Consider the following 23,627-nt stretch of genomic DNA (forward strand, 5'->3'; position numbering starts at 1 on the left):
TGGATGCTTGGGTAGACTGGCAGCGACAGCAATACCGATACAGTAATTTTCAGGAAGAAATTGCAGGAGGGCTAAGCGGCGATTTTGGTCTTCTTGGTGAGAGACAACACGGTGCATTAACGGTTTCGGTGCCTTTTCAATTTACTGCTACCCATAGTGGCGGGCAGATTGACACATTGGATAAACCACTACAGACACTATTTAATGAGGCGCTGGGCCTAACTGTACGCTGGGCTTACGCTAGGCATAGAGCCCTTCGCCTCAACGCCTATGCTCTCGGCTACCAGGACCGTTCCTTCGTCAGCAGCTTTCCCTTCCAATCGGGAATGGGCGTTTACCTCAACGGCACCCTGGAAACCAAATATGCCGACTTCATGCTGAGCTACTTCCAGGGCCGCAATTTCATTTCCCCACTGGGCGGCGACTTGTACCAGGGCATCTCGCGCACCGTGTCGGACCCCACGTATAGCGAGGCTAACCGGCAGTTATTGCTGCTGCGCCTCATGCGCGACTTCCGCATCGATGATTCGGCCGCGCTGACTGTTCGCGTAGAGCCGGTGTACGACCTGAATGCCCGGCTGCTGGATTTTTCCTTTGGGGTGTATCTCAACTTCCGACAGGAATGGCTGCTAGGGAATGTGGGAAAGCGGGTGCGGGTGGGGCGGTAGCCGTAGCTGTTGCTCAGAAGAATGGGAAAACCGGCTGGCAGATGTAGAGACGCAACATTTTGCGTCTCGTCGTTGAGCGACCCGGCAGAACAATACTTGTGCTAACGGCGCAGTCCCGGAGACGCAAAATATTGCGTCTCTACATCGTTCCTGAGTCAAGCTGAGACAGGGCTGCCGATTTACCGCTTCAGCACAAAGCGCACGATATTATCGTCGGGCGCCAAATCCAGGGTGCGCACCCAGAAGGGTGGCTTGGGCTTGGGTTCTTCCTTAAACCCAATGGCCCGGGCCACACCCTGGCCCCGCAGGTTGTCGGCAAAGCAGCGAATCAGCAGCTGGCGGGCGCCCAGGGTTTCGAGGCCGAAGGCCGTAATGGCCTCCAGGGCCTCACGGGCATAGCCGTGGCCTTCGGCCGTGGTCGACAGGTAGTAGCCTATCTCCCCGCTGTGGGGTGGGTGGGGCATGAGGCAGATGTCGCCGAGGTAGTCCTGCGTGCTGCGGTCCCAGATGCCAAACACGTAGAAGCGCCCCGTGTCCCAGTCGTGGCTGAAGCCGGTAATCGCCTGCAGGGCCCCGGCCAGCGTGGTGATGGTGCGCAGGCGGTCGGGAAAAGACGACTGCAGCCGCTGGGCTTCGGTGGCCAGCAAGGCAAAAAAGTCGCCGGCGTCGGTGGGCTCGTAGGGCCGCAGCAGCAGGCGGGCGGTTAGAAGGGGAGTACGCGGTAGCGGGGCCATGGAAGTATTTACGAAGATGCGGGCCGGCTGTAACCCCCAAGTGAGGAGAAAAGTAAGCACTAGGTAGCCCCGCTCAGGCGGGCAATTCTTTGGCGCTTCAGTGCGAGCTTACATTCTATTCACTTAGCCGGCTTTTAGCTGGCGCAACACCTCATCATTATGCAGGGCAGACTCACAGGAAAAGTAGCCATCGTTACGGGTGGCGGGGCAGGTATTGGCGAGGCCGTGGCTAAGCGCTTTGCCAAAGAAGGCGCGGCCGTGGTAGTAGCGGGCTTCGCCGAAGACCCGGTGCGTGAGGTAAGTGAGGAAATCACCGCCAGCGGGGGACAAGCTGTGCCCTTCACCGGCGACTTATCCCTGCAGCCCGTAGCCGAGGCCTGCGTGCAGCTGGCCGTAGAGCAGTTTGGCAAGCTCGACATTCTCATCAACAATGCGGGCGTGTTTCCGGCCACGGCAACCCTCGACAAGTACCCGGTTGAGGCGTTTGAGTACATGGTGAAGAATAACATCTACTCGGTGTTTCACATGACGCGGGCCGCCCTGCCTTACCTGCAGAAATCCCGGGGCAATATTGTATCGGCTGGCTCCGAGGCAGGCTGGATGGGCATTGCCCAGAATACGCCTTACGGCGGCACCAAGGCCTTTATTCATGCCTTCATGAAAGGCGTGTCGACGGAGCAGGCCAAGGAAGGCGTGCGCGCCAACTGCGTATGCCCCGGCCCGGTAGATACAGCCTGGACGCACAAGGAAACCGGACCCATGAGCGCCAAGATGGAAAAAGAGGTGGTGGCTGCCCCGCCCCTGGGCCGTCGGGGCACCCCCGAGGAGGTAGCCAACGTGTACCTGTTCCTGGCCTCCGATGAGGCGAGCTACGTGACCGGCGCCCTCTACTTCGTGGATGGGGGCGTGACCAACTCCAAAGGCCCGCACGGCGAAGAGGTGCCCAGCGAACTGAAGAAAGAGCCCGAAGGCCAGCTGGTGCTGGAACACAGCAAGGACGGCCACACCAGCATTCGGGAAGAAAATGCCGGGCGGATGGTCTGAACCGCAGATTGACGCAGATTTATCGGATAAAAACGGATTCAAAAGTCCTTTATCTATTCAATCATAGCCAAAGCAAAAGGCCACTGCTAAACGAGCAGTGGCCTTTTGCTTTGATAGCATAAGCGGAAAAGAATCCGTTCTTATCCGTTTAATCCGCGTCAATCTGCGGTTCAGACGGCGTATTGCTTGGGGCTGCCCAGGGCTTGCTGGGTGCGCATTACGTTTACCTGGCGGGCGGCTTCGTTGAAGAATTCGAGGCGTCGGATAAGCATTTCCTTGGTCAGTACGCGGCCTTCCGGGGTGCGCATGGTACCGCGCTTGTCGGCCAGGATGCGCTGCATGGCGGCCAGCGTCTGGCCTTCGTGCCGCATAAACTGCTGCTGAAACTCGGCCAGGCGGGCTACCCCGGTGGCGGTGAGCTGAAACTGCTCGCCGCCGCCCTGGTTCAGCACTTCGCACAGCACATATACTTCCAGCGGCAGGCTGGTTTCGAGCGAAGTCGTGCGCAGGTCAAGGCCGGCGGCCAGGGCGTCGAGGATGATGCGCACGTTGCGCTCAAACTGCTCGTAGTAGGATTGGGCTTCCATTTTCAATTAACAATGAACAGTGAACAATAAGCAATAAGCGGTTAGAACAACATTGTTCACTGCTCACTGCTCATTGCTCATTGGTTACAACAGTTCTTTCACAATCTGCTCCACGCCGATGCCTTCGGCTTCGGCTTTGAAGTTGCGCACCAGGCGGTGGCGCAGGATGGGCACGGCTACGGCGCGCACGTCTTCAATATCGGGCGAGTACTTGCCGTTGAGCAGGGCGTTGCACTTGGCGCCTACAATCAGGTGCTGCGACGCCCGGGGGCCAGCGCCCCATTCCAGCAGCTGATTGGTGCGGGGGGCAGCCCGCTCGGTGTTGGGCCGGGTTTTTTGCACCAGGTTCACGGCATACTCCACCACGTTGTCGGCCACCGGCACGCGGCGCACCAGCTCCTGGTAGGCCTGAATCTCGGCAGCGTGCAGCACCTTGTTTACCGTCTGCTTGGTGTTGGAAGTGGTGTTTTTTACAATGCTCAGCTCTTCCGCGTAGCTCGGGTAGCCCAGCTCAATGTTGAACATGAAGCGGTCGAGCTGGGCTTCGGGCAGGGGGTAGGTACCTTCCTGCTCGATGGGGTTCTGGGTGGCCAGCACGAAGAAGGGACGCGAGAGCGGGTAACGCTTGCCAGCTACCGTGACGGCGTATTCCTGCATCGATTCAAGCAGGGCGGCCTGGGTTTTGGGTGGCGTGCGGTTGATTTCGTCGGCCAGGATGATGTTGGCAAACACCGGCCCTTTCACGAACTGAAAGTCGCGCTGCTGGTTCATGGTTTCCGAGCCCACGATGTCGGACGGCATCAGGTCGGGCGTGAACTGAATGCGGTTGAACGACAGGTCGAGGGAGTCGGCAATGGTTTGGATGAGCAGAGTCTTGGCCAGGCCGGGCACGCCCACCAGCAGGCTATGGCCCTGCGAAAAAACCGCGGTGAGTACCAGGCGCACCACTTCGTCCTGGCCCACGATGACTTTCCCTATTTCCTGGCGCAGCGAGCGAAAGGAGGCAGCCAGCGCGTCGGCGGCTTCTTTGTCGTTTGTCATTATTTAGAACTTAGAAATAAGAGCTTAGAACTTAGTCACTGAATGTGAATGAGGATTGAAGAGCTAATCGGGGCTTAAACGTTGCTGAACAAGTCTAAGCTCCAGGCTCTAAAATCTAAGCTCTATTCTTCAACGTCGAGCACCTTGCACTGGGCGTACTCCGGGGCAATTTCCAGGTACACGCTCCCCCGGTTTTTCAAAAACCAGTTGTCAAGCGCCTTGTTTCTTTTCTCGGCCAGGGCCGCGGCCGCAATTTTCTGATAGTCTTCCTGCAGGTTGGCCTGGTGAGGCGGGGTGTTCGACTTCAGCCAGATGATGCGCATGGCCTCCTTGCCGTCGTCGGTACGATACGGCAGCGGCGGGGTGATGTGGCCCACCTTCATGGTGTCGATGGTGAAGAAGATGGCGGGGTCGAGCTTGTCGAGCGGCAGGCGCGAGCCGCCGTCCTGGCGGTTCGCAAACAGGCCACCGTTGCCGCTGCTGCTTTTGTCGGATGAGTGCTCTTTGGCCGCTTTGGCAAAGCTGATGCTGTCAGCCAGAATCTGCCGGCGGATGCGGGCCAGCTTTTTGCCGGCTTCGCTGGCATCGGCGCTGCCCGTGGCCGGCTTGAGCAGAATGTGGCGCGTGGAGTAGCTGTCGCCTTTGCGCTCAATAAACTGAATGAGGTGGAAGCCGAACTGCGACTGCACCACCGGCGAAAGCTGGCCGGGCTCCAGCTTCAGGGCCGCAGCTTCGTACTCGGGCACCAGCTCGCGGCGCTTAAAGAAACCCAGGTAGCCACCTTCAGCGGCCGAGCCGGGGTCCTCAGAATGCTTCTTGGCCAGGGTGGCAAAGTCGGCCCCGGCCAGAATCTGGGCCCGGATGTCGTTGAGCTTGGCGATGGTGGCCTGCTTGGCTTTTTCGTTTACCTGGGCCGGAATCACAATCTGCCCCACCTCTACCTCGGTGCTGTAGTAGGGCAGGCTGTCCTTGGGCACCCGGTTGAAGTAGGCGCTTACTTCTTTGGGCGTAACGGACACCTTGCCGGTGATGGTTTCCTGCATTTTCTGCTGCACCAGCTGCTCCTGAATCTGGGGGCGCAGGTCGTCCTTCAAGGCCTTCACGGGCTTGTTGTACATCTCTTCCAGCTTTTTCTCGGAGCCAATCTGCTGGATGAAGTAGGCCATGCGGCGGTCCAGCTCGTTGTTTACCTGCTGGTCGGTAACCGTTACCGAGTCGGTTTCGGCCTTGGCCAGCATGAGCTTGTTAAGCACCAGGCTCTGCAGAATCTTGCACTTTAAGTCCGGCGGCAGCAGCTTGCCTTCGGCGCGGGCTACCTCCTGGGCGTAAATGTTCTCGACATCGGAGCGCAGCACAATCTGGTTGTCAACCTTTACAACAATTCCATCCAGCAGCTGCTGGCCTTTGCTGCGGCTGATGCCAAGCTGGGCCTGGCTTTGGGGGGTAATAGCCAGCAGCAACAGCACCGTAAGGAGCAGGTGTGTGGCGGCACGGTTCACTTGATACAGCATAGAATAGGGAATGGAGCCAGCCGAACGGTTGTTCAAAGCCGGGCCGGCGTAGGTGCTAACACCACAAACGGCCCGTAAATTTCACTATAAATCCGTAGGCAGGCAAAAACAAGGAGTAGCAGGGGCCCGATAAGGTTGCAGCCTAGCCAATGGGTAAATGGCTGAATGGCTGAATGGGTGAATGACCCGCGAATCTGAGTCATTCACCCATTCATCCATTCAGCCATTTACTCGTGGCTTACTTGGTTACCAGCTTATTTACCTCGGCATCGTTCACTTTCACCGGGTATTTCTGCCGCAGCTCGGCAATCCACTGCTTTTCGAGGTAGGTCTGGTAGTCGCTGGTGGCCTGGCCGCGGGCCTCAGCCAGGCTTTTGGGACCGGCCGGGAGGCTCTTGTCGATGATGACGGCGTAATGACGGCCGTCTTTCTGCACGGTGTAGGTGCCAGGCTCGCGGTTCATCATGTCATCCACTACCTTGTTGTCGCCCTTCTGGAAGATGCGCTGGGTGACTTGTACCGAGAGCGGGTTCTGCTCATTCATCAAGGCTTCCAGGGCCGTGGGGCTGCTGCTCACCAGCGCAATCTGGGCGGTGGGCTCACCAAACGGCGCGGCTGCCATGGCCGAGCGCAGGCGGCGGGCCGGGATGCCGCTTTTGCGGCGCAGGTAGCTCACGGCGGAATCGCCGCGGGCCTTGGCCAGGGAGGCTTTTTCGCCTTTTTTAATCCGGCCGGTGAGGGTTACCGTCGTCAGGGTGTCTTCCATCATGCGGCGGGCTACCTCATCGAGCGAAATCCAGCCAATCTTGGTCAGGATGGCGGTGTTGGGGCGGAAAGTGGCGCCTTTGGCCAGCCCCTTGGTTACGGGGTAGCGACCGGTTTTCATTTCTTTCTGGGCCCGGGCCAGCAGCTCCGGCGTAGCCGCGCTGATAACCGTGCCCTGCACGCGCTGGTCCCACTGGTACTTAGCCTGGTTTTCGGCGAAGTATTTCTTCAGCCCAACGGTGTCTTCAATGGCTTTGCTCCATACTTTCTCGTCCATGAGCTGAAACAGCAGGATGCCGTCGCGGTACTCTTTCACCAGCATGCGGTAGTCCTCATACTTGGTGTCGAGGCTGTTGCGCTCAAACTCGGTCAGGGTCTGGTCTACGTACTGGTCGTAGAGCTGCTGCATCAAGAACTTGGGGTCGGCTCCGGGGCGGGAGCGCTGGTTCTGCTGAGCAAACGTCAGGAAATCCTTGATGGGGTAGGGCTTGCCCTTGATGGTGAACAGGGGCATGTTATCGCTCATGCCCTTGCTGCCTTTGGCCGGAGCGGCCGTGGGAGCCGTGTATTTAAAGCGGCCGTTCACGAGGGCGGTATCGGCTTTGCCCAGCACGTACTGCTTGGCAGCAGGAATTTCCACAAACTGGTCTTCCTGGCGCACGCGCTTGAGGAAAGCGGCGCGGTTCAGCTCCGAGCGGGAGTCCTTGGCCACCTTGCTTTTCAGGGTGGGCTCCATGTCGGCAAACTTGGGTACGGGCTGCTTCTCAATCAGCTTGATTACGTGCCAGCCATAGGGTGTTTGCACAGGGGCGGCCAGGTCGCCGGGGCTCTGCAGCTTAAAGGCGGCTTCCTCAAACGAGGGAATCATGCGGCCGGTGCCGAAGGGCGGCAGCTCGCCGCCGTTGGCGGCCGAGCCGGCATCCTCCGAGAACTGCGCCACGAGCTTGTCCCAGTTCTCGCCTTTACGGAGGCGGGCGTACAGCTCGTCAATCTTCTTTTTAGCGGTCAGCGAGTCGGCCGTCGGGGCGTTGCGGTTCACGCGCACCATCAGGTGAGCTACTTTCACCTCCCCCTGAGCCGCGCGCTTGTCGTTTACCTTGATGAGGTGGTAGCCGAAGCGGGTACGTACCGGCGCCGAAATCTGCCCTACGGGCGTCTTGTAGGCAACCGACTCGAAGGGGTACACCATCTGCATGGCGGTGAAGTAGCCCAGCTTGCCGCCGTTGTCTTTGGCCGAGGGGTCTTCGCTTACTTCCCGAGCCAGCGCTCCAAAGTCCTGACCGGCGGCAATCTGCTGGCGGATTTTCTCAATTTTCTGATACGCCGCCAGGGTATCCTGCGGCGCCGCGTCGGGGGCAATGCGTATCAGGATGTGGGAGGCATTGACTTCCTGACCCATGCGGTCGTACGCCTCCTTCACCAGCTGGTCGGTTACGCTCTTTTCCGTCAGGTAGGGCTGAGCCAGCTGCTGGCGGTAGCCATCGAGCTCCCGCTTAAAGGCTTGGGTGGTATCGAGGCCTTTCTGTTCGGCTTCCAGCACCTTGAGGCGGAAGTTGGTGTACAGGTCCAGGTACTCGTTTACGCTCTGGCGGCTGCCGTACTCGGGCGCATTGCTGTTGTTCTTGCGATAAACGTAAGCAAACTCGCTGGCTGGCACCGGGTAAGTTCCCAGTGTTTCGATTACAGGGCCGGTGGTGGTTGAGGCGGCAGCCGTGGCCGCGGGTTTGGAAGCCTGGCAGCCGGAGAATAGCGTAGCGGCGGCCGCGCCGACGTACAAAATGCGTTTGTGCATAAGTGGATTAAGAAGTCAGCTGCGCCGGATAGGTAGGCAGATGCGGCGCGGGCGTAAGATTACCGCTGCGAAATTAGGCAATTTTACGTGTAAGTGGGAGGGACGCAGCAAGTGACCGCCAACAGCAGGACGGCGCCCAAGGGTAGATTCCTGTTTGCAGCGGCAAGCAGCAGATGCTCAGCGCTGCCCAGCACGGCTGTCCGGCTGCCAGCTGAACCGGCACTCATAAGAAGTCCCCCGCCTGTTTAGGCGGGGGACTTCTTAAGTATTGCTCAGGTCAGGGGAGAGAGTTAAAAGTTTAAAGAGAAACAAGCCCGTCTTTGAACTATCAGCATTTGACTTCTTATTCAAAGCATACACCAATAGAGGAGCTGCGCTGAGTGGGGGCCAAGTGCAGCGCTTACGCCAGGCGCTTGCTCAGATGACAAACGGTGTGGTTGTCGCGGGTGAAGAACTCCACCCGGTCCATAAGGCGGTTTACCAGGGTCATGCCCATGCCGCCTTTGCGGCCCTGGCGGATGTAGTCGCGCAGGTCGGGGGCCTGGTGTTCCGGCGGCAGGAAAATGGTATCGCCCTGGTCGGCTATCTCGATGTTGAGCTCCGGTCCTTTGAAGCTCATTTTCAAGTCCAGAAACTGCGTTTCATCCTCATCGTTGGCATGAATGATGAAGTTGGCCACTACCTCGTCGACGGCCAGAACTACTTGATTTACTGCTACATCGGCAAGCTGGCGCTGGGTGAGGTAAGTCCGCACGAAGTCGCGCACCTCTTGCAGGTTGCCGCGCGAACAAGCAATGCGGAGTGTGGACTTCATCTTGACAGAATTAAAAATTAAAAATTAAAAATGATGAATTGCCGATGGGGGCCGGCGGCAACATTTATAATTTCTAATTCAAAATTTTTAATTGAATTAGGCAGCCGTGGCTTCGGCTTCGGTGGGAACGATGGTCATCAGGGCATCGAGGCCCAGGATTTCAAACACGTTGAAAACCTTTTCCTGCATGTTGTAGAAAACCAGCTTTACGTTGGCATCCTGAAAGCGCTGCAGGTGGGAGATGAATACGCCCAGGCCGGCCGAGGAAATGTAGGTCAGCTTGGCGCAGTCCACCAGCACCTTGCGGTACTCAAGGATATCGGGCTTAGCCAGTTCGGTGTCGAGCAGGATGGCGGAGCTAGCGTCCAGTTCACCGTCTAGCTGGAGGGTGAGGACATCGGCGGAGGGTTGAGCGGTTACTTTCATAGTGAGGCCGATACGTTAGGCGAATGGTGCGGGTTGAGCGGCTTTAAATTTTATGACCAGCAGGGTTTGGTCGTCGTGAATAGGGTAGCCGCGGGTGAAGTTGTTGAGGTCGCGCAGGATGTGCTCCTTGATTTCGTCTGCTTCGAGGTAGTAGCTGGCTTCGAGCTGGGCTTTGAGGCGGGCCTCGCCGTACTCGGTGTTGCCCTCGCCCCGGGCTTCTACGATGCCATCGGTGTAGATGACCATCACATCGCCGGGGCTGTAGTCGTAAAACTGATTTTTGATGTGCTTCTCGTAGCTGTCGTTGCGGATAATGCCCAGGCCCAGGCCGGTCGACTCGAAGTAGAACACTTCCTCGCGCATGGCGTGGTAGTACAGGGTATGGCAGTGCCCGGCCCGCGCAAACATGAAGCCGCCCTGCTCATAGTCGATGATGTAGAGCGTGGAGGTGATAAACGACGAGCGTTCCAGGCAGTGGGTAAGGGCCGCGTTGGCCTGGGCCATGAACTTGCTGGGCACCGGAAACTTGTCGCGCTCCGACTTAGCCAAAGGGTTTTCCTGCATCAGCGCGTGGAAAATTCCTTTCATCTGGGCCATGTGAAAGGCAGCCGTGACGCCCTTGCCGGATACGTCGCCGATGAGCACAGCCAGGCGGCGGCCCGGCAGGTGCAGGAAGTCGTAGAAGTCGCCGCCTACTTCCTTGGCGGCCAGGGAGTGGGAGCTGATTTCGAACCAGTTGTCGGTAGGGAGGTTTTTAGGAATCAGGCTTTCCTGCACCTGCGAAGCAATTTTCAGCTCTTCCTGGGTGCGCTGATTTTCGGCCGAGTTGGCGGCCAGCTGAAGGTTTTCAATACTAAGGACTGCCTGGCTGGTGAAGGTCTGCAGAATGCCCAGGTCTTCGTGGTGAAAACCCTGGGCCTGCTGCTTTAGCAGGTAAAGCGTGCCGTAGTGGTTGTGCATGCCTCGCAGCGGCAGGGCCAGCAGGGAGCGCAGGGGGCCGCTGCCCAGGGAGGGCCCGTCAGTGAGCTCGTTGAATATGCGCTCGCTGTCCTGCAGCGAATGGCTGATGAGGTAGTCGCGAATGGTAGCTGCCTGGGCTGGCGTGAGCTGGTGGTAGAGAGCCCCGGCGTCAGGCGCTTCAGCATCAGAATGCCCGGCCTGCAGGTCGAGCCAGGCGGCATCGGCCCTTACCGTTTGCACCGCCGACTCCAGCAGAATCTTATAAATCTCACTCGAGGTCTGGCCGCGCTGAATAATCTGGGTCAGCCGTTGCAGGCTGGCAATTTCGGTGCGGCGCGGCGCCAGGTCGGCTACTAGCGGGGCTGTTGGCTCGGGCTGGCTGCGGTATACTATCACCAGGCCCACCAACGACAGCAGCGCGGTAAGCAGCAGGGCCAGCACTGGCCAGTACATCCAGGATAGCCTCTCTTCTCCACTCACAGCGTTGACCATGAGGGCACCCCAGCTCAGCAGGGTAAGAGGGAAGAGTATGGATAGTAACCGTTGACGCACGCAGAGCGACTAGAATTAGCACAATTAACCAAGCCCCTTGCGCCCTATAGGCGCTCCAATTGCTGTGCAAGATACAATCGGGCAGGTAGGAAATTGTTGATACGGGAACCAGGGAGTGGGGTTGAGGGGATGGGGGAGAAGGAATAGGAGGTAGGGGCTAGGGTAATGTGGAATAGGAATAAGAAGGTTGAACTTCCTGCCTTAAGCTTACGCCAGATAAGCGCAACACGTAGGTTCCCTTTTTCCTCCTTTCACACCTTACCCCCTATTCCTTTATCCGCACCCTTTACCGGCTGCTGTAGTTGGGGGCTTCGCGGGTAATCTGCACGTCGTGGGGGTGGCTTTCGCGCAGGCCGGCATTGGTGATGCGCACGAACTGGGCTTCTTGTAAGGCGGCTATATTCGCCGCCCCCACGTAGCCCATGCCGGCCCGCAGGCCGCCGGCCAGCTGGTAAATCACCTCCGACACATTGCCTTTGAAGGGTACGCGGCCCACGATGCCTTCGGGCACCAGCTTTTTCACGTCGTCTTCAGCGTCCTGGAAGTAACGGTCCTTGCTGCCGTCTTCCATGGCTTCGAGCGAGCCCATGCCGCGGTAGGTTTTGTACTTGCGGCCTTCGTAGATGATGAGGTCGCCGGGGGCTTCCTCGGTGCCGGCCAGCAGGGAGCCCACCATGACGGCGGTGGCACCTCCGGCCAGGGCTTTCACTACGTCGCCCGAAAACTTGATGCCGCCATCAGCCACCAGGGTGGCCTTGGTGCCCTCCAGGCCCCGGGCCGCTTCCAGCACGGCCGAGAGCTGCGGCACCCCAATGCCGGCGATGATGCGCGTGGTGCAGATGGAGCCGGGCCCGACGCCCACCTTCACCACATCGGCGCCGGCATCGGCCAGGGCGCGGGCGCCGGCGGCGGTAGCCACGTTGCCAGCCATTACCGGCAGGCTGGGGAATGCCGCCTTGATGGCCTTCACGGCGTCGAGCACGCCCTTGGAGTGGCCGTGGGCGGTGTCGAGGCTTACGATGTCGACGCCGGCATCAACCAGCGCGGCTACGCGGGCCATGAGGTCGGCGGTGACGCCCACGGCGGCGCCCACGCGCAGGCGGCCCAGGCGGTCTTTGCTGGCCCGGGGCGAGCGGCGCCGCTTGCGGATGTCCTTGTACGTCATCAGGCCAGCCAGTCGGCCGTCCTTGTCCACCAGGGGCAGCTTTTCCACTTTGCTGTCCTGCAGCAGCTCCTCGGCCTCGGCCTGGTCGATGCCGGCGGGGGCGGTGATGAGGCGGGCCAGGGGCGTCATCACGGTGCTCACCGGCTGGCTGAGGTCTTTCTCGAAGCGCAGGTCGCGGTTGGTGAGGATGCCCACGAGCCGGCGGTCGTCTTCAATAATGGGAATGCCGCCGATGTCGTGCTTGCGCATGAGCTGCTTGGCATCGCCGAGGGTAGCGCCGGGCGCCAGGGTGAAGGGGTCGGCAATGAGGGCCGACTCGCTGCGCTTCACGCGCCGCACCTGCTCGGCCTGGGCTTTCACCCCCATGTTTTTGTGGATGATGCCGAGGCCGCCCTCCTGGGCCAGGGCAATGGCCATGTCGGCTTCCGTCACGGTATCCATGGCGGCCGAGATGAGCGGGGTGTTCAGCCGGATGGTATCGGTGAGGCGGGTGCTGGTGTCGCAGTCGCGGGGGAGAACCTCGGAGTAGGCTGGCAGCAGCAGCACGTCGTCGTAGGTGAGGGCCTCGAAGGCAATTTTGGGGGCGGCGGAGTCGGCCATGCGCAAGAAGTTTTCGGGGTGAAACCTATTGCCGGTCAAAGGTACGGTGCCGCCGGGTAGTTTTGGGTTGCTGGTTTCTTGTTTCTGGTTGCCGAGGGATTTTGGGTAAAGGTGTTTATGCCCGCCGGGGCCGCTGGATTGCAGCAATAAGCGTTGTTTTGGTCGATAGGCAGAATATTATTCTTTGATGAACTTACTGGTGCTGATAAAGCCGGCGCTGCTTAGGCGGGAGATGTAGATGCCGCTGGGCAGCCCGCGCACGTCCACGGCCTCCTGGGCCTGTACCTGGCGGCGCAGCACCACCCGGCCCAGGGCGTCGCGGAGCTGCAGCTCGGCCGTGGCTGTGGCGGCGGGCAGCTGCACCCGCAGGGTTTCGGCGGCGGGGTTGGGGTAAAGCAGAGTGCCGGGTAGCTGGGGGCGGGCCGAGGCCGTGGGGGCGGCGGCGTACAGCCACTGGTAGGCCGCCGGGAACTCGCGCCGCCAGTACCACTCGGCGTGCTGCCCGTCGGCGTGGGTAGTGAAGCTGAGGTTGGTGGCGGGCACGCCCTGGCGGGCCAGGGAGTCGCGCACGGCGCGCATGTGGGGCACCATGGTGGCACTTTCATTGGTGCCGGCCACGAAGTAGAAGCGGGTGTTGGGGTTGGCAGGGTTCTGGCGCAGGTACTGGTGCAGCTGGGTGTTGGCAAACCAGAAAGCCGGCGAGAACACGCCCACTTTGCTGAACACAGCCGGGTAGCGCAACGCGGCATACGTGGCAATGAGGGCGCCCATGCTGGAGCCGGCAATGCCGGTGTGCTCGCGCCCGGTGAGGGTGCGGTAGTTCTGGTCGATATAAGGCTTGAGGGTCTGCACCAGGAAGTTGACGTACTGCTCGCCCTGCCCGCCGCCGTACTGCGGGTTGTTCCAGGGCGAGTACTCGTCGAGGCGGGAAGCGCCGCCGTTATCCACGGCCACCACGATGCAGCCGGTGGGGTCCTGGCCGCTGGCCTGCAGCTGGGCCAGGGCTTCGTCCACGCCCCACTCGCCGGCAAAGGCGGTGAGGTTGTCGAACACGTTCTGGCCGTCCTGCAGGTACAGCACGGGGTAGCGGCGGGTGCTGCCGGCATAGTTGGTGGGCAGGTAAATCCACACCCGGCGGCTGCGGTTGAGCTGCGGCATCTGGAAGGAGGTGGAAATAATGCGGACGTTGGCATTGGCCGTCGACTGGCCGCCGGGGGTGCCGCCGGCCAGGTCTTCCCAGTTCAGCACCTGGTGCAGCACCGGGCCGGAGCTGCTGCCAAAGGTGAAGCGGCGGTTGGGCACCTGCCCGTTGCTGGCGTTGGTTTCGACGGCGGCCCAGCTGCCGCGGGTAAACTTGTACTCGATGGTGCCCGTGCCGGTGGGCAGCGTTAGCTCATAGCTGCCGTCGGCGCTGTTGTAGCTCAGGGCGTGGGCGGAGCTGGCGGGGTTCCAGTTGTTGAACGAGCCGGCCATATAGATGACGGCATTGGCGGGCGTGTTGGCCGGCACGGCCGTGATGCGGAAGGTCACCTGCGCCGAGGCCAGCGAGGCCCACAGGGTCAGCAGTAGGGTAAACAGGTTTTTCATAGTGAACATACAGCGAGCAGCGGGGTACAAGGGCCTTGCTATGCGAAAGATACAAGCTGGTTAGAAAGGCTTTTGTACGTCCTGCGGCAAGAGCTTGCAAGCTTCCTGGAGTGGTTTTAGGGGTAGTACACCTTTTTTAGGTAGTAAAAGGTGAGCGTTAAAAGCTAAAACTCATCCAGCCTGTCTTTTTACTTTTAACGCAGCACCTAGAAAGAGAAAGGTTCAAAACAGCTTTATAAAATGAGTAACCACTCATGGACTTGCTTTTCACTTATCATTCAAAATAAATATCAACTCGCAGGCCTTACTCCGTTCTGAGGCGGGTGTAGCTTTACCAGACTTTTCTATCATCTTATTTCATGTTGCTTGTGCTTACTTCTCCTCGGTCGTTAACCAGCCTTCGGCCTCTGGCGGGCCTGCTGCGGGCCCTGCTGCTTACATGGCTACTAGCTGCCCCGGCCGGAGCCAGCACGCCCCCGACCGGGCCGCTGGCCGAAGCCCCGATGCCCAAAAGCCAGCCCCTGGCTGGGGCCCTAAACCCCAACGGCACTCTCAAGGCGGGCACCAAAGGCTCCTTCGATGCCCGCGGCTACTTCCTGGCCACGGCCCCCGACGGGCGGCCCACATTCCGCCCGGCTGGCGCCGGCGACGAAAACTGGCAGGACGGCTTCGGCCTGCCCGGTACCGACGGTGAGGTGCTTACCGTGGTGCGTAGCGGAACTGATGTCTACATCGGTGGCCGCTTTACGGTCGTGGGCACCGTGCGGGCCAACTACGTAGCGCGCTGGAACGGCACGGCCTGGAGCGCCCTCGGCACGGGCATGAACAATCAGGTGAATGCGCTGGCCGTAGGCAGCGGCGGCGAGCTCTACGCCGGGGGCTTCTTCACCACCGCTGGCGGGGTGGCCGCCAGCCGGGTAGCGCGCTGGGACGGCACAGCATGGACTGCCTTGGGTTCGGGCATGGATGGTGCCGTGGGAGCCTTGGCCGTAGGCAGCGGCGGCGAGCTCTACGCCGGGGGCTTCTTCACCACCGCTGGCGGGGTGGCCGCCAGCCGGGTGGCGCGCTGGAACGGCACAGCCTGGAGCGCCCTGGGAACGGGCATGAACAATACCGTATTTGCCCTGGCTGTGGGCAGCGGCGGCCAAGTATACGCCGCGGGCAGCTTCACCACGGCCGGCGGGGTGGCCGCCAGCCGGGTGGCGCGCTGGAACGGCACGGCCTGGACTGCCCTGGGCACCGGCATGGACGGAGCCGTGGGAGCCCTGGCCGTGGGCAGCAACGGCGAACTCTACGCTGGGGGCGGCTTCACTACGGCGGGCGGAGTGGCCGCCAATTACGTGGCGCGCTGGAACGGTACAGCCTGGACTGCCTTGGGTTCGGGCATGAACAATGGCGTGGACGCCCTGGCCGTAGGCAGCGGCGGGGAGCTTTACGCCGGGGGGGCGTTCACCACCGCTGGCGGGGTGGCCGCCAACCGGGTGGCGCGCTGGAACGGCACGACCTGGAGCGCCCTGGGCTCGGGAATGGACGGTAATGCCGTGTATGCGCTGGCTGTGGGCAGCGGTGGAGAGCTCTACGCCGGAGGCCTCTTCTTCACGGCCGGTGGGGTGACCGCCAATTTTGTGGCGCGCTGGAACGGCACAGCCTGGAGTGCCTTGGGCACGGGCCTGAACAATACCGTGCAAGCCCTGTCCGTGGGCAGCAACGGCGAGCTCTACGCCGGGGGCATCTTCACCACGGCCGGTGGGGTGGCCGCCAATTACGTGGCGCGCTGGAACGGCACGGCCTGGAACGCCCTGGGCACGGGCCTGAGCAGTCGTGGCGTGGTGGCCCTGTCCGTGGGCAGCGGTGGTGAGCTCTACGCCGGGGGCACCTTCACCACGGCCGGCGGGGTGGTCGCCAGCCGGGTGGCGCGCTGGAACGGCACGGCCTGGAGCGCCTTGGGCACGGGAATGGACGATGCCGTGTATACCGTAGCCGTGGGCAGCAGCGGCCAGGTCTACGCCGGGGGCATCTTCCTCGCCGTGGGCGATGGCAGCAAGGTGTCGGCCTACTTCGGCGCGTACTGGCCGCGGGGTGTGCCCACGGCCACCGCCGCCCCGCAGCTAGCCGCCCAGGTGCTGCTCTACCCCAACCCGGCCAGTAATACCGTCTTCATCGAGCTACCGGCCACGCTTAGCCGCACGGCCCATACCGTGGAGCTGTTTGACGGGCTGGGCCGCGTGGTGCGGACCCAAGTGCTACGGGCTGGCATGAAAACCCAGCCGGTATCCCTGCAGGGATTGGCGGCGGGCATGTATGCTCTGCGCCTGGCTACGGCCCAAGGCACCATCAGCCAGAAGCTGGTGGTGGAGTAGCCGAGGCTGACCCCGGAAATGAAAGCCCCAGCCGCGCCTGCGGCCTGTTTCTTTTCTAAATCCTGCAAAGCGCTGGCTCCTGGGCCAGCGCTTTTTTTTAGGCCGTGGCCACGCTTGCGGGGCGACAAACCCGCACAACTAAAAAGAGCGCCGGCTAACCGGCCGGTGCTCTTTTTAGTTTGGGTAAGCCCCAGCTGCGCGCGGCGGGGGCTTAGGCACGTAGCGGGGAGCCGGGCTAGGTCGGCAGCGGGGCGGGTGCCAATTTCAGCTTGGGCTACCTAGACCATTTGCGTCTCCGGCCGCGCCGATAAGTTAATCGCGTTTAGCGACGAAACGCAACCAGACGCCTCTACCAACTCAATGCTTAACTCAACAGCTTCACGGCCACGGGCAGCTGCTTCTTCAAACAATTCCCTGCTTGAAACGTCTTACACGCTGCCCACCGTCAAGTCTCACCCTTCAGGCTGAAACCTGCCTGGACAATTTCTCATTTTGCTAAACCCCTATGTCAGATTCAACTTCCAAAACATGGTTTATTACGGGGGCTTCCACCGGCTTTGGCGAAGCGCTGGCTACCTATGCCCTGGAGCAGGGCGACCGGGTGGCGGCCACCTTCCGCAAAGACGGCCAAGCCAGCGAGTTTAGTGGGCACGGCAGCGGCCGCGCCCTGGGCGTGGTATGCGACGTTACCGAGGAGCAGCAGGTAAAAGCGGCCATTGAAGCGGCCATTGCGCACTTCGGCTACCTCGACGTAGTGGTGAACAACGCGGGCTACGGCTCCATGGGCAGCATCGAGGAAGTAAGCGCCGAAGAGGTGCGGCGGCAGTTCGACGTCAACGTATTCGGGCCCCTGCACGTGCTGCGGGCTGTGCTGCCCCACCTGCGCAGCCGGCGCGCGGGCCACATCCTCAACATCACCAGCATTGGCGGGCTGCGCGCCTTCCCGGGGGTGGGCATCTACAACGGCTCCAAGTTCGCGCTCGAAGGCATCGGCGAAAGCCTGAGCCTGCAGCTGGCGCCCCTGGGTATTCGCGTTACCAACGTCGAGCCCAGTGGCTTCCGCACGAAGTGGGCCGGCGAGTCGGCCACTTTTACCGAGCCCGAAATCGACGACTACCAGGCCACCGTGGGCGAGAACATGCGGGCCATTCAGGGCTACAGCGGCCGGCAGCCCGGCGACCCCGTGCGCGCCGCCAAGGCCATGTTTGAGCTGGTGCGCATGGAAAACCCGCCCTTGCACCTGCCCCTGGGCGTAGCCGCCGTGCGCGGGGCCCGCGACAAGGTAGCTACCCTGGCCAGGGAGCTGGAGCAGTACGCCCACATCGGCGAAGCAGCCGACTTTCCGGCCGGCGAGTAAGCAGTTAAGTATTCAGCCACAAGTACCCGTATAGTCGGCGCGGCCACGTTAACCTCACCCCCCGGCCCCCTCTCCAAAAGAGAGGGGGTGCCAAACGGCGATTTTCGGGACAGGCTCCCCTCTCTTTTGGAGAGGGGCCGGGGGTGAGGTTGGCGGCGTAGGGTGAATACGGTTTCTTATGCACAAGTACTCAGGAAGCTTGGTGGGCACTAAGTGCAAAAAGCCCCGGCGCCAGTAGCGGCACCGGGGCTTTTTACCAGGTTGTCGGCCTTATTCTATTACCACGCGCCTGGTGGCCGAAAGCTCGGCTCCTTGCAGCCGCAGGGTATAAACACCGGCGGCAAGGGCCTGTGTAGAGAGCTGGCAGCTGCTACCGGCCGTAGTGCCGCCCAGCTGCTGCTGCAGTACGGGGCGCCCCAGCGCGTCGAGCAGCACGGCCTGCACGGGGGTGGCGCGGGCCAGGGGAGGCAGGCTCACCGTCAGCTGCCCGCGGGCGGGGGTGGGGTAGATGCTGACCGATGCGGCCAGGGCACTGCTGTTGCCCAGGGGGCGGGCAGTGCCGAACTGCAGGGCGAAGCGCCCGGCCGGAGCAGTGCTGCTGCTGCTGAAGGTGTAGCTGGCTTGCGGCTGCAGCTGCACCCGCTGCCCGGTGAGGGCATCGAGCAGGTACACCGCCGTGCCGCCGAAGTTGCGGAGGCTTTCGGCGCTGAGCGTGTAGCTGCCAGCGCGCGGCAGCCGCACCGCCAGGGGAACTACCGTGGCTGCGTTGGGGCTGAAGGGCGGCAGCCCGGCAATGCTCAGCGCTTCGCGGCCGGCCAGCGCGGCCAGCTCTACCTGCCCGGGGCTGGGGAGCTTGTAGGCGTCGAACTGGGCGTCGAAGCCGGCAGTAGCCCCGGTTTGGGCGTACACCTGCAGCTCGTCGCGGCTGCCATTGCCGGCCAGGCTCAGCTTAAGCTGGGGGCGGGCGTCGGGCATGTCCCGGTAAAAGGCCGGCGTGCTGGCGTCGTAGCTGGGCAGGCGGGCAGCCAGCGGCACGGTCAGGGTAGCCGGTGCGGCCCCGGCGGCCTGGCTCATGAAAAAGCTTTGGCCGCTCGGTACCACGGGTGAGACGCCCAGGCCATTGACATAGGCGCGGTAGCGGCCGGCATAGGCGCCGGTGCTTTCGAATACGTAGATAGCCGCCGGCACCGAGGCAGGGCGCGTGAGCAGCCGGCTGTCGAGCGGGGCTGCGAAAGGGTTGCCCACCAGTACCCAGCCCGGCGTAATGTCCGGGTTGGCGGGGAAGTCCACCTGCTGGCTTACCTCGTTCAGCAGCCCGGTGAAGCGCACCAGTGCCAACGGCGGCAGGTGAGCAATAAAGCCCTGCCCCCGGCCCGGCGTGGGGTCGGAAATGCTCAGGGCCCGCCAGCCACGGTCGAAGGGGGCGTAGCTGCTGGCCGGGCTGCCGGGAATGGCCGTGAAGTCGTAGGTAAACAGATTAGGAAACGGGCTTACCGTGCCGGGCGTGGCCGAGGTGTTGTAGGCAGGGTTGCTTGTCGGCACGAAGGAAGAGCCGGCATCGAAGGAAAAGAGCGGCCCGCTGTCGAGGGGGTTGCTGAAGTGGCGGTAGCCGGCCCCCGCATTCAGGGCCGGGCTGATGGCCCGCTCCAGGGTCAGGCTGCCGACCAGCGCGCCAGTAATAGCCCCCACCACGGCCGTGCCGCCGCCCGGTGCAGACTGCAGCGTGAGGCCATAGCCGTTGGTATCGAGGTGGGTGTGCAGGTCGAGCTGCTGGGTAATGGCGAGGGGCTGCGACAGGCGCAGGATGCCCGGCCCGTAGCCGGTGGCCAGCTCGCGGTGGCTGTTGGCCGCCAGGGCCCGCACGGTAGCGGGCAGGCCATTGCCGGTCTCCTGCCGGGCATTGGATTGCAGAGGCGCGGGGTAGATGTACTCGTAAGTGGCCTCGGGCGAGTAGCTGCGCGTGTCGGTGCGGATGCTGCCGGTGAAGCTGCTGCTTGTGATGCCGGCCACGTCGCCCACGCTCAGGTAGCTGCCGGGCTGCAGCACGAAGCTATTGCCCCGCACCACGAAGCTCTGGTAGCGGCTGGCGCTGGCCGAGTAGGAGCCGGTGGCCAGCCCGCCGCCCGTTTCCACGGTGAGGGTACCGCTCACGTACAGGTCCGACTGCAGGGTGAGCACGCCGCCGCTGGCGATGGTAATGTTGCGGTAAGCACCCAGGGGGTTCAGCATGGGCGTGCTCACCACCAGGTCGGGCAGCACATCTTCTTCAAACTCCAGGCTGAAGCGCGTACTGGTAGAGTAGGTGCCGCTCATGCTGAAGGCATAGGTGGTATTCAGGGCCAGCAGCGTGCGGGTGTTGAGGCTGGCATCGCGCAGGTACACCCGGGTGGCGGGCATGTTGTCGAGCTGCCCTACCCGAAACCGGTAGCTGCCATAGGCCGGCACGCCCACAAACATGGGCACCGACAGCAGCACGCCCGGCACCAGCAATGGCAGGGCGTTGATGGCCAGCTGCCGGGTGCCGGCCAGAGTAGCCAGGTTCAGGCCGGAAGGGTTGGAGAGCTTGGCCGCATCCAGCAAGGGGTCGAAGCCGGGCGTGGCGTCGGCCTGAAAGTACACGTAGGCCTGGTCGGTGAGCGTGGTGCTGGTGAGCAGGTCGACCCGGATGAGAGGGCGGTTCCCCTGGGCCTGGGCGTTGTTAAACACGAGGGCCAGCAGCAGCAGCAGGCCCATTCCCCAGCGGCGCCGGCCAGCCGGGGTATAGAAATACGTCATGAAGTATAAATAGAAGCAGATTGAGGGCGAAAGCTATTCCAGTACCAGGTGAAGTGAGGCCGCGGCTTTGCCCGGGCCCAGCACCCGCACCCGGTAGTAGCCGGGGGGCAGGCCCCGCACATCCACCGGCAGGGTAAGGGCACCCCGGCGCCGGGGCAGGTCGATGCTGCGCACGCTGCGGCCCAGGGCATCGAGTAGCACAGCCCTGGTCGCATCAGCCGTGGGCAGGCGCAGGCTGAAGCTGCCCTGGGCGGGGTTGGGCCAGAGCTGGGGCTGCAGGGCCGGCGCCGAAGCTGCGGCAGCTGCGGGCAGCAGCGCATCAAACTCCAGGTACAGGCGGTTGACGGCCGTGTAGGTGTTGGTGAAGCTGAGGGTAATGGTGGTGCCCAGAGCCAGGCGGGTGCGGGTATTAAGCTGGGCGTCGCGCAGCCACACCGCCGGCGAGGTCAGGTTGTCGAACTGCCCAACCCGAATCTGGTAGCTGCCATACGCCGGCACGCCCACAAACAGCAGTACCGAAAGGGGAGTGGCATTAAGCGGTGGCAGGCCGTTGATGGAGTACTGCTGCGTACCCATCACGCTGGCAATGTTGAGGCCCGAAGGATTGGGCAGCTTGCTGGCATCGAAGGAAGAGTCGAAGCCCGTGGTGGCGCCCGCCTGAAAGTAGACGTGGGTTTGGTCGGTTAACATGCCGCTGCCCTGCAAATCGAGCCGAACAATGGGGCGGGGCGCCTGCGCCCGGGCCGCCTGCGGAGCCAGGCCAGCTGCTACGGCCAGCAAAGCCAAGAAAAACCAGCGCGTGACCCTGGCAGGCATGTAGTAGTTCATCGGCTGGTAAGCAAGAGCTTAGAGGTAGGCAAATATAACTCCGGGGGCAGGCCGCCCGGTTGTGGCAGGAAATAAAATTTCGATGGGCGGCCCCTGGACTTCGACGGAAGGACTGCTGCGCAGAATGAGCGACAAGCGGTGCCGTACCGTTGGGCTCAGTTCAGGGCGTGGCCAGCCTTCGCTCCATGGTCTGGCATCATTGCCTGGGCAGGCAACGTACCTTCGCTCACCCACCGTTTCCCCCTATTTATCCATGCCCTTTTCTGCCAACGACTTCGAGGCCACCACCTGGGAAGAGCTGCAGCGCCTGCTATTTCGCGATACCTGGGATGGCCGCATCGGCCGCTTCCGCTCCCCTTTTGTGTACCGGGGCGGCCGCTCGCGCTTCTACCAGCTCGAAACCAGCCTGCAGCGCCTGGGCGGCGAGTACCACCAACTGGAGCACCACCTCCTGCGCAACTTCCGCAAGTACGCCCGCGACACCACCACGCCGGCGGAGGCCGCCAGCACCTGGGATTGGCTGGCCCTGGCCCAGCACCACGGCCTGCCCACCCGCCTGCTCGACTGGACTTACTCGCCCTACGTGGCCCTGCACTTTGCGACCGACGACCTCGAAGCCTACCACGAAGACGGCATTATCTGGGCCCTCAACTACGTGAAGGCGGCCGAGCACCTGCCCGCCAAGCTCCGCGACGCCCTGCGCCAGGAGGGCTCCAACGTCTTCACCTCCGAGCTGCTGGAGCCCGTGAGCAACAGCCTGCGCAACCTCGAAGAGCTGCAGCCCGAGCCGTTTGTGCTGTTTCTGGAGCCGCCCAGCCTCGACGCCCGCATTGTGCACCAGTACGCCCTGTTTTCGCTGATGAACTCGGCCCAGAGCGTGCTGCACGACTGGCTGGCCGACCGGCCCGAGCTGTACTACCGCATCATCATTCCGGCCCATCTCAAGTGGGAGGTGCGCGACAAGCTCGACCAGGCCAACATTACCGAGCGGGTGCTGCTGCCCGGCCTGAGCGGGCTAAGCCGCTGGCTGCACCGCCACTACTCGCCAGCCCGCGGACAAAGCGCCGGCGGCCCCGGCGGGGAATTGCCGGGATGATTTTATGAGGTGATGAGGTGATGAAGTAATAGGTGGAAGGATGATTTGGCTATGGTGTGGGTGCCACAATTGGCGTCCTTGCCCCGATGCTCAGCGCCCTTGACTGTGAGCAATGAAAAAGCCCCAATGCCAGCGCTGGCATTGGGGCTTTTCCTATAATCTATTCAGCTGCTCAAAGCAGTAGGCTGGCCAACTTTCCCCTATAACGGCTGCCTTACCAGGCTCTGCCGGGCGGCTGGGGCATAGGCCAGGCTGAGTTGCACGGCATTGCGGGCTAGCGGCGCCGCCTCGTAGCCTGCCGTTTGGGTTTGGCGTAGGTAGGCCAGTTCCACGGTGGTCAGGCGGCTCAGGCGGTAGCCCAGCCCCCCGCTGAGGCGGTTTTCCTCGAGGAAGCTGCGACCGGTGTGTGCGCCCAGACCGGCGAAAAACTCGTTGGAGGCTGTCAGGAACAGGCTGCCTACGGGAAGCTTAGCATCGCGCCGTAGCGGGGCCACCAGCCGCAGGTGGTAGCGCAGCCGGGGCGCAAATCGAAAGCCTGCTTCAGGGGCGGGGCGCAGCCAGCGCTCCTCAGCGCGCAGGCGGTGGCCTACGCGCAAGGGGCCCGTAGCATCGGCCAGGGCTATTTCCTGGTACAGCCGGTGTTCGGGCAGAGGCTCGCGCGGGTCGCCGGGCTGGAGCTCGTTGTAGGCGAGTACGTAGCCTGTGGTTACGCTAAAGCTGGGGCCGTAGTGCCAGCGCAGCCCCACGCGCCCCAGGTATTGAGCGGCCAGCTGGGCGTTGTTTTGCCGCGTCTCCACCTCCGAATGCAGGCTCCAATGCCCTCGCAATGGAGCTACGGAGCTGATTCTAAGCCAGCCTACCGGTGGCCCGCCACTGGGCGAGGCCTGGGCACGGGCTGCCCCGGAGCCGATGCCCCAGGCCAGTACTGCGCTAAGTCCAATCGCGAAGAGGTGTTTCATAGAAAC

18 protein-coding genes are annotated in these 23,627 nt (G+C 62.3%); 5 read left to right on the forward strand and 13 right to left on the reverse strand.

The window, feature by feature from the left end; genetic code table 11:
* Positions 1 to 326: 326 nt before the first annotated feature.
* On the forward strand, positions 327 to 668 hold the full coding sequence (locus tag ABD919_RS20730) for a hypothetical protein (RefSeq protein ID WP_345237989.1): 342 nt from the start codon (positions 327 to 329) through the stop codon (positions 666 to 668).
* Positions 669 to 847: 179 nt separating this feature from the next.
* Here the strand turns inward: ABD919_RS20730 and ABD919_RS20735 are convergent, their stop codons facing one another.
* A complete protein-coding gene (locus tag ABD919_RS20735) occupies positions 848 to 1,402 on the reverse strand; it encodes a GNAT family N-acetyltransferase (RefSeq protein WP_345237990.1) in 555 nt (184 codons plus the stop codon).
* A gap of 159 nt (positions 1,403 to 1,561) precedes the next feature.
* Between ABD919_RS20735 and ABD919_RS20740 the strand changes: the two genes are divergently transcribed.
* Positions 1,562 to 2,446, forward strand: a complete 885-nt coding sequence (locus ABD919_RS20740; protein WP_345237991.1) for an SDR family NAD(P)-dependent oxidoreductase — start codon at positions 1,562 to 1,564, stop codon at positions 2,444 to 2,446.
* A 170-nt stretch (positions 2,447 to 2,616) separates the two neighbouring features.
* Here the strand turns inward: ABD919_RS20740 and ABD919_RS20745 are convergent, their stop codons facing one another.
* The 9 genes from ABD919_RS20745 to ABD919_RS20785 form a co-directional block, all read right to left on the reverse strand.
* The gene (locus tag ABD919_RS20745) at positions 2,617 to 3,033 is read right to left on the reverse strand and encodes a hypothetical protein (protein WP_345237992.1); all 417 of its coding nucleotides are present in this window, start codon (positions 3,031 to 3,033) and stop codon (positions 2,617 to 2,619) included.
* 84 nt (positions 3,034 to 3,117) lie between these two features.
* Positions 3,118 to 4,074, reverse strand: coding sequence for an AAA family ATPase (locus ABD919_RS20750; RefSeq protein ID WP_345237993.1), 957 nt, complete (start codon positions 4,072 to 4,074; stop codon positions 3,118 to 3,120).
* A 122-nt stretch (positions 4,075 to 4,196) separates the two neighbouring features.
* Positions 4,197 to 5,585 (reverse strand): peptidylprolyl isomerase, encoded by a 1,389-nt coding sequence (locus tag ABD919_RS20755; protein ID WP_345237994.1) that lies wholly within the window; start codon positions 5,583 to 5,585, stop codon positions 4,197 to 4,199.
* 238 nt (positions 5,586 to 5,823) lie between these two features.
* On the reverse strand, positions 5,824 to 8,142 hold the full coding sequence (locus ABD919_RS20760) for a peptidylprolyl isomerase (RefSeq protein WP_345237995.1): 2,319 nt from the start codon (positions 8,140 to 8,142) through the stop codon (positions 5,824 to 5,826).
* A 400-nt stretch (positions 8,143 to 8,542) separates the two neighbouring features.
* Positions 8,543 to 8,956 carry an ATP-binding protein gene (locus tag ABD919_RS20765; protein WP_345237996.1) on the reverse strand — a complete coding sequence of 138 codons (414 nt, stop codon included), beginning with the start codon at positions 8,954 to 8,956 and terminating at the stop codon, positions 8,543 to 8,545.
* Positions 8,957 to 9,052: 96 nt separating this feature from the next.
* Entirely contained in the window at positions 9,053 to 9,382 is a 330-nt protein-coding gene (locus ABD919_RS20770) for an STAS domain-containing protein (protein WP_345237997.1), read from the reverse strand.
* A gap of 15 nt (positions 9,383 to 9,397) precedes the next feature.
* Positions 9,398 to 10,795 carry a PP2C family protein-serine/threonine phosphatase gene (locus ABD919_RS20775; protein ID WP_345237998.1) on the reverse strand — a complete coding sequence of 466 codons (1,398 nt, stop codon included), beginning with the start codon at positions 10,793 to 10,795 and terminating at the stop codon, positions 9,398 to 9,400.
* A 385-nt stretch (positions 10,796 to 11,180) separates the two neighbouring features.
* Positions 11,181 to 12,659: an IMP dehydrogenase gene (guaB, locus tag ABD919_RS20780; protein ID WP_345237999.1), complete on the reverse strand. Its 1,479-nt coding sequence runs from the start codon at positions 12,657 to 12,659 to the stop codon at positions 11,181 to 11,183.
* Positions 12,660 to 12,836: 177 nt separating this feature from the next.
* On the reverse strand, positions 12,837 to 14,246 hold the full coding sequence (locus ABD919_RS20785; RefSeq protein WP_345238000.1) for an alpha/beta hydrolase-fold protein: 1,410 nt from the start codon (positions 14,244 to 14,246) through the stop codon (positions 12,837 to 12,839).
* Between the two features lie 359 nt (positions 14,247 to 14,605).
* On the opposite strand from ABD919_RS20785, the gene ABD919_RS20790 reads away from it, so the two are divergent.
* Together ABD919_RS20790 and ABD919_RS20795 are read left to right on the forward strand one after the other, a co-directional pair.
* Entirely contained in the window at positions 14,606 to 16,606 is a 2,001-nt protein-coding gene (locus tag ABD919_RS20790) for a T9SS type A sorting domain-containing protein (protein ID WP_345238001.1), read from the forward strand.
* 505 nt (positions 16,607 to 17,111) lie between these two features.
* On the forward strand, positions 17,112 to 17,963 hold the full coding sequence (locus ABD919_RS20795) for an oxidoreductase (protein WP_345238002.1): 852 nt from the start codon (positions 17,112 to 17,114) through the stop codon (positions 17,961 to 17,963).
* A 270-nt stretch (positions 17,964 to 18,233) separates the two neighbouring features.
* Here ABD919_RS20795 and ABD919_RS20800 read toward each other — a convergent pair whose 3' ends face one another.
* Positions 18,234 to 20,738 carry a T9SS type A sorting domain-containing protein gene (locus ABD919_RS20800; protein WP_345238003.1) on the reverse strand — a complete coding sequence of 835 codons (2,505 nt, stop codon included), beginning with the start codon at positions 20,736 to 20,738 and terminating at the stop codon, positions 18,234 to 18,236.
* Positions 20,739 to 20,771: 33 nt separating this feature from the next.
* Positions 20,772 to 21,566 (reverse strand): hypothetical protein, encoded by a 795-nt coding sequence (locus ABD919_RS20805; RefSeq protein WP_345238004.1) that lies wholly within the window; start codon positions 21,564 to 21,566, stop codon positions 20,772 to 20,774.
* A gap of 253 nt (positions 21,567 to 21,819) precedes the next feature.
* On the opposite strand from ABD919_RS20805, the gene ABD919_RS20810 reads away from it, so the two are divergent.
* Complete coding sequence (locus ABD919_RS20810) at positions 21,820 to 22,662, forward strand: FRG domain-containing protein (protein WP_345238005.1); 843 nt, start codon at positions 21,820 to 21,822, stop codon at positions 22,660 to 22,662.
* A 200-nt stretch (positions 22,663 to 22,862) separates the two neighbouring features.
* Here ABD919_RS20810 and ABD919_RS20815 read toward each other — a convergent pair whose 3' ends face one another.
* Positions 22,863 to 23,621 carry a DUF2490 domain-containing protein gene (locus ABD919_RS20815; RefSeq protein ID WP_345238006.1) on the reverse strand — a complete coding sequence of 253 codons (759 nt, stop codon included), beginning with the start codon at positions 23,619 to 23,621 and terminating at the stop codon, positions 22,863 to 22,865.
* Positions 23,622 to 23,627: the final 6 nt, after the last annotated feature.

Source organism: Hymenobacter saemangeumensis, assembly GCF_039541835.1.
Lineage (GTDB): Bacteria > Bacteroidota > Bacteroidia > Cytophagales > Hymenobacteraceae > Hymenobacter > Hymenobacter saemangeumensis.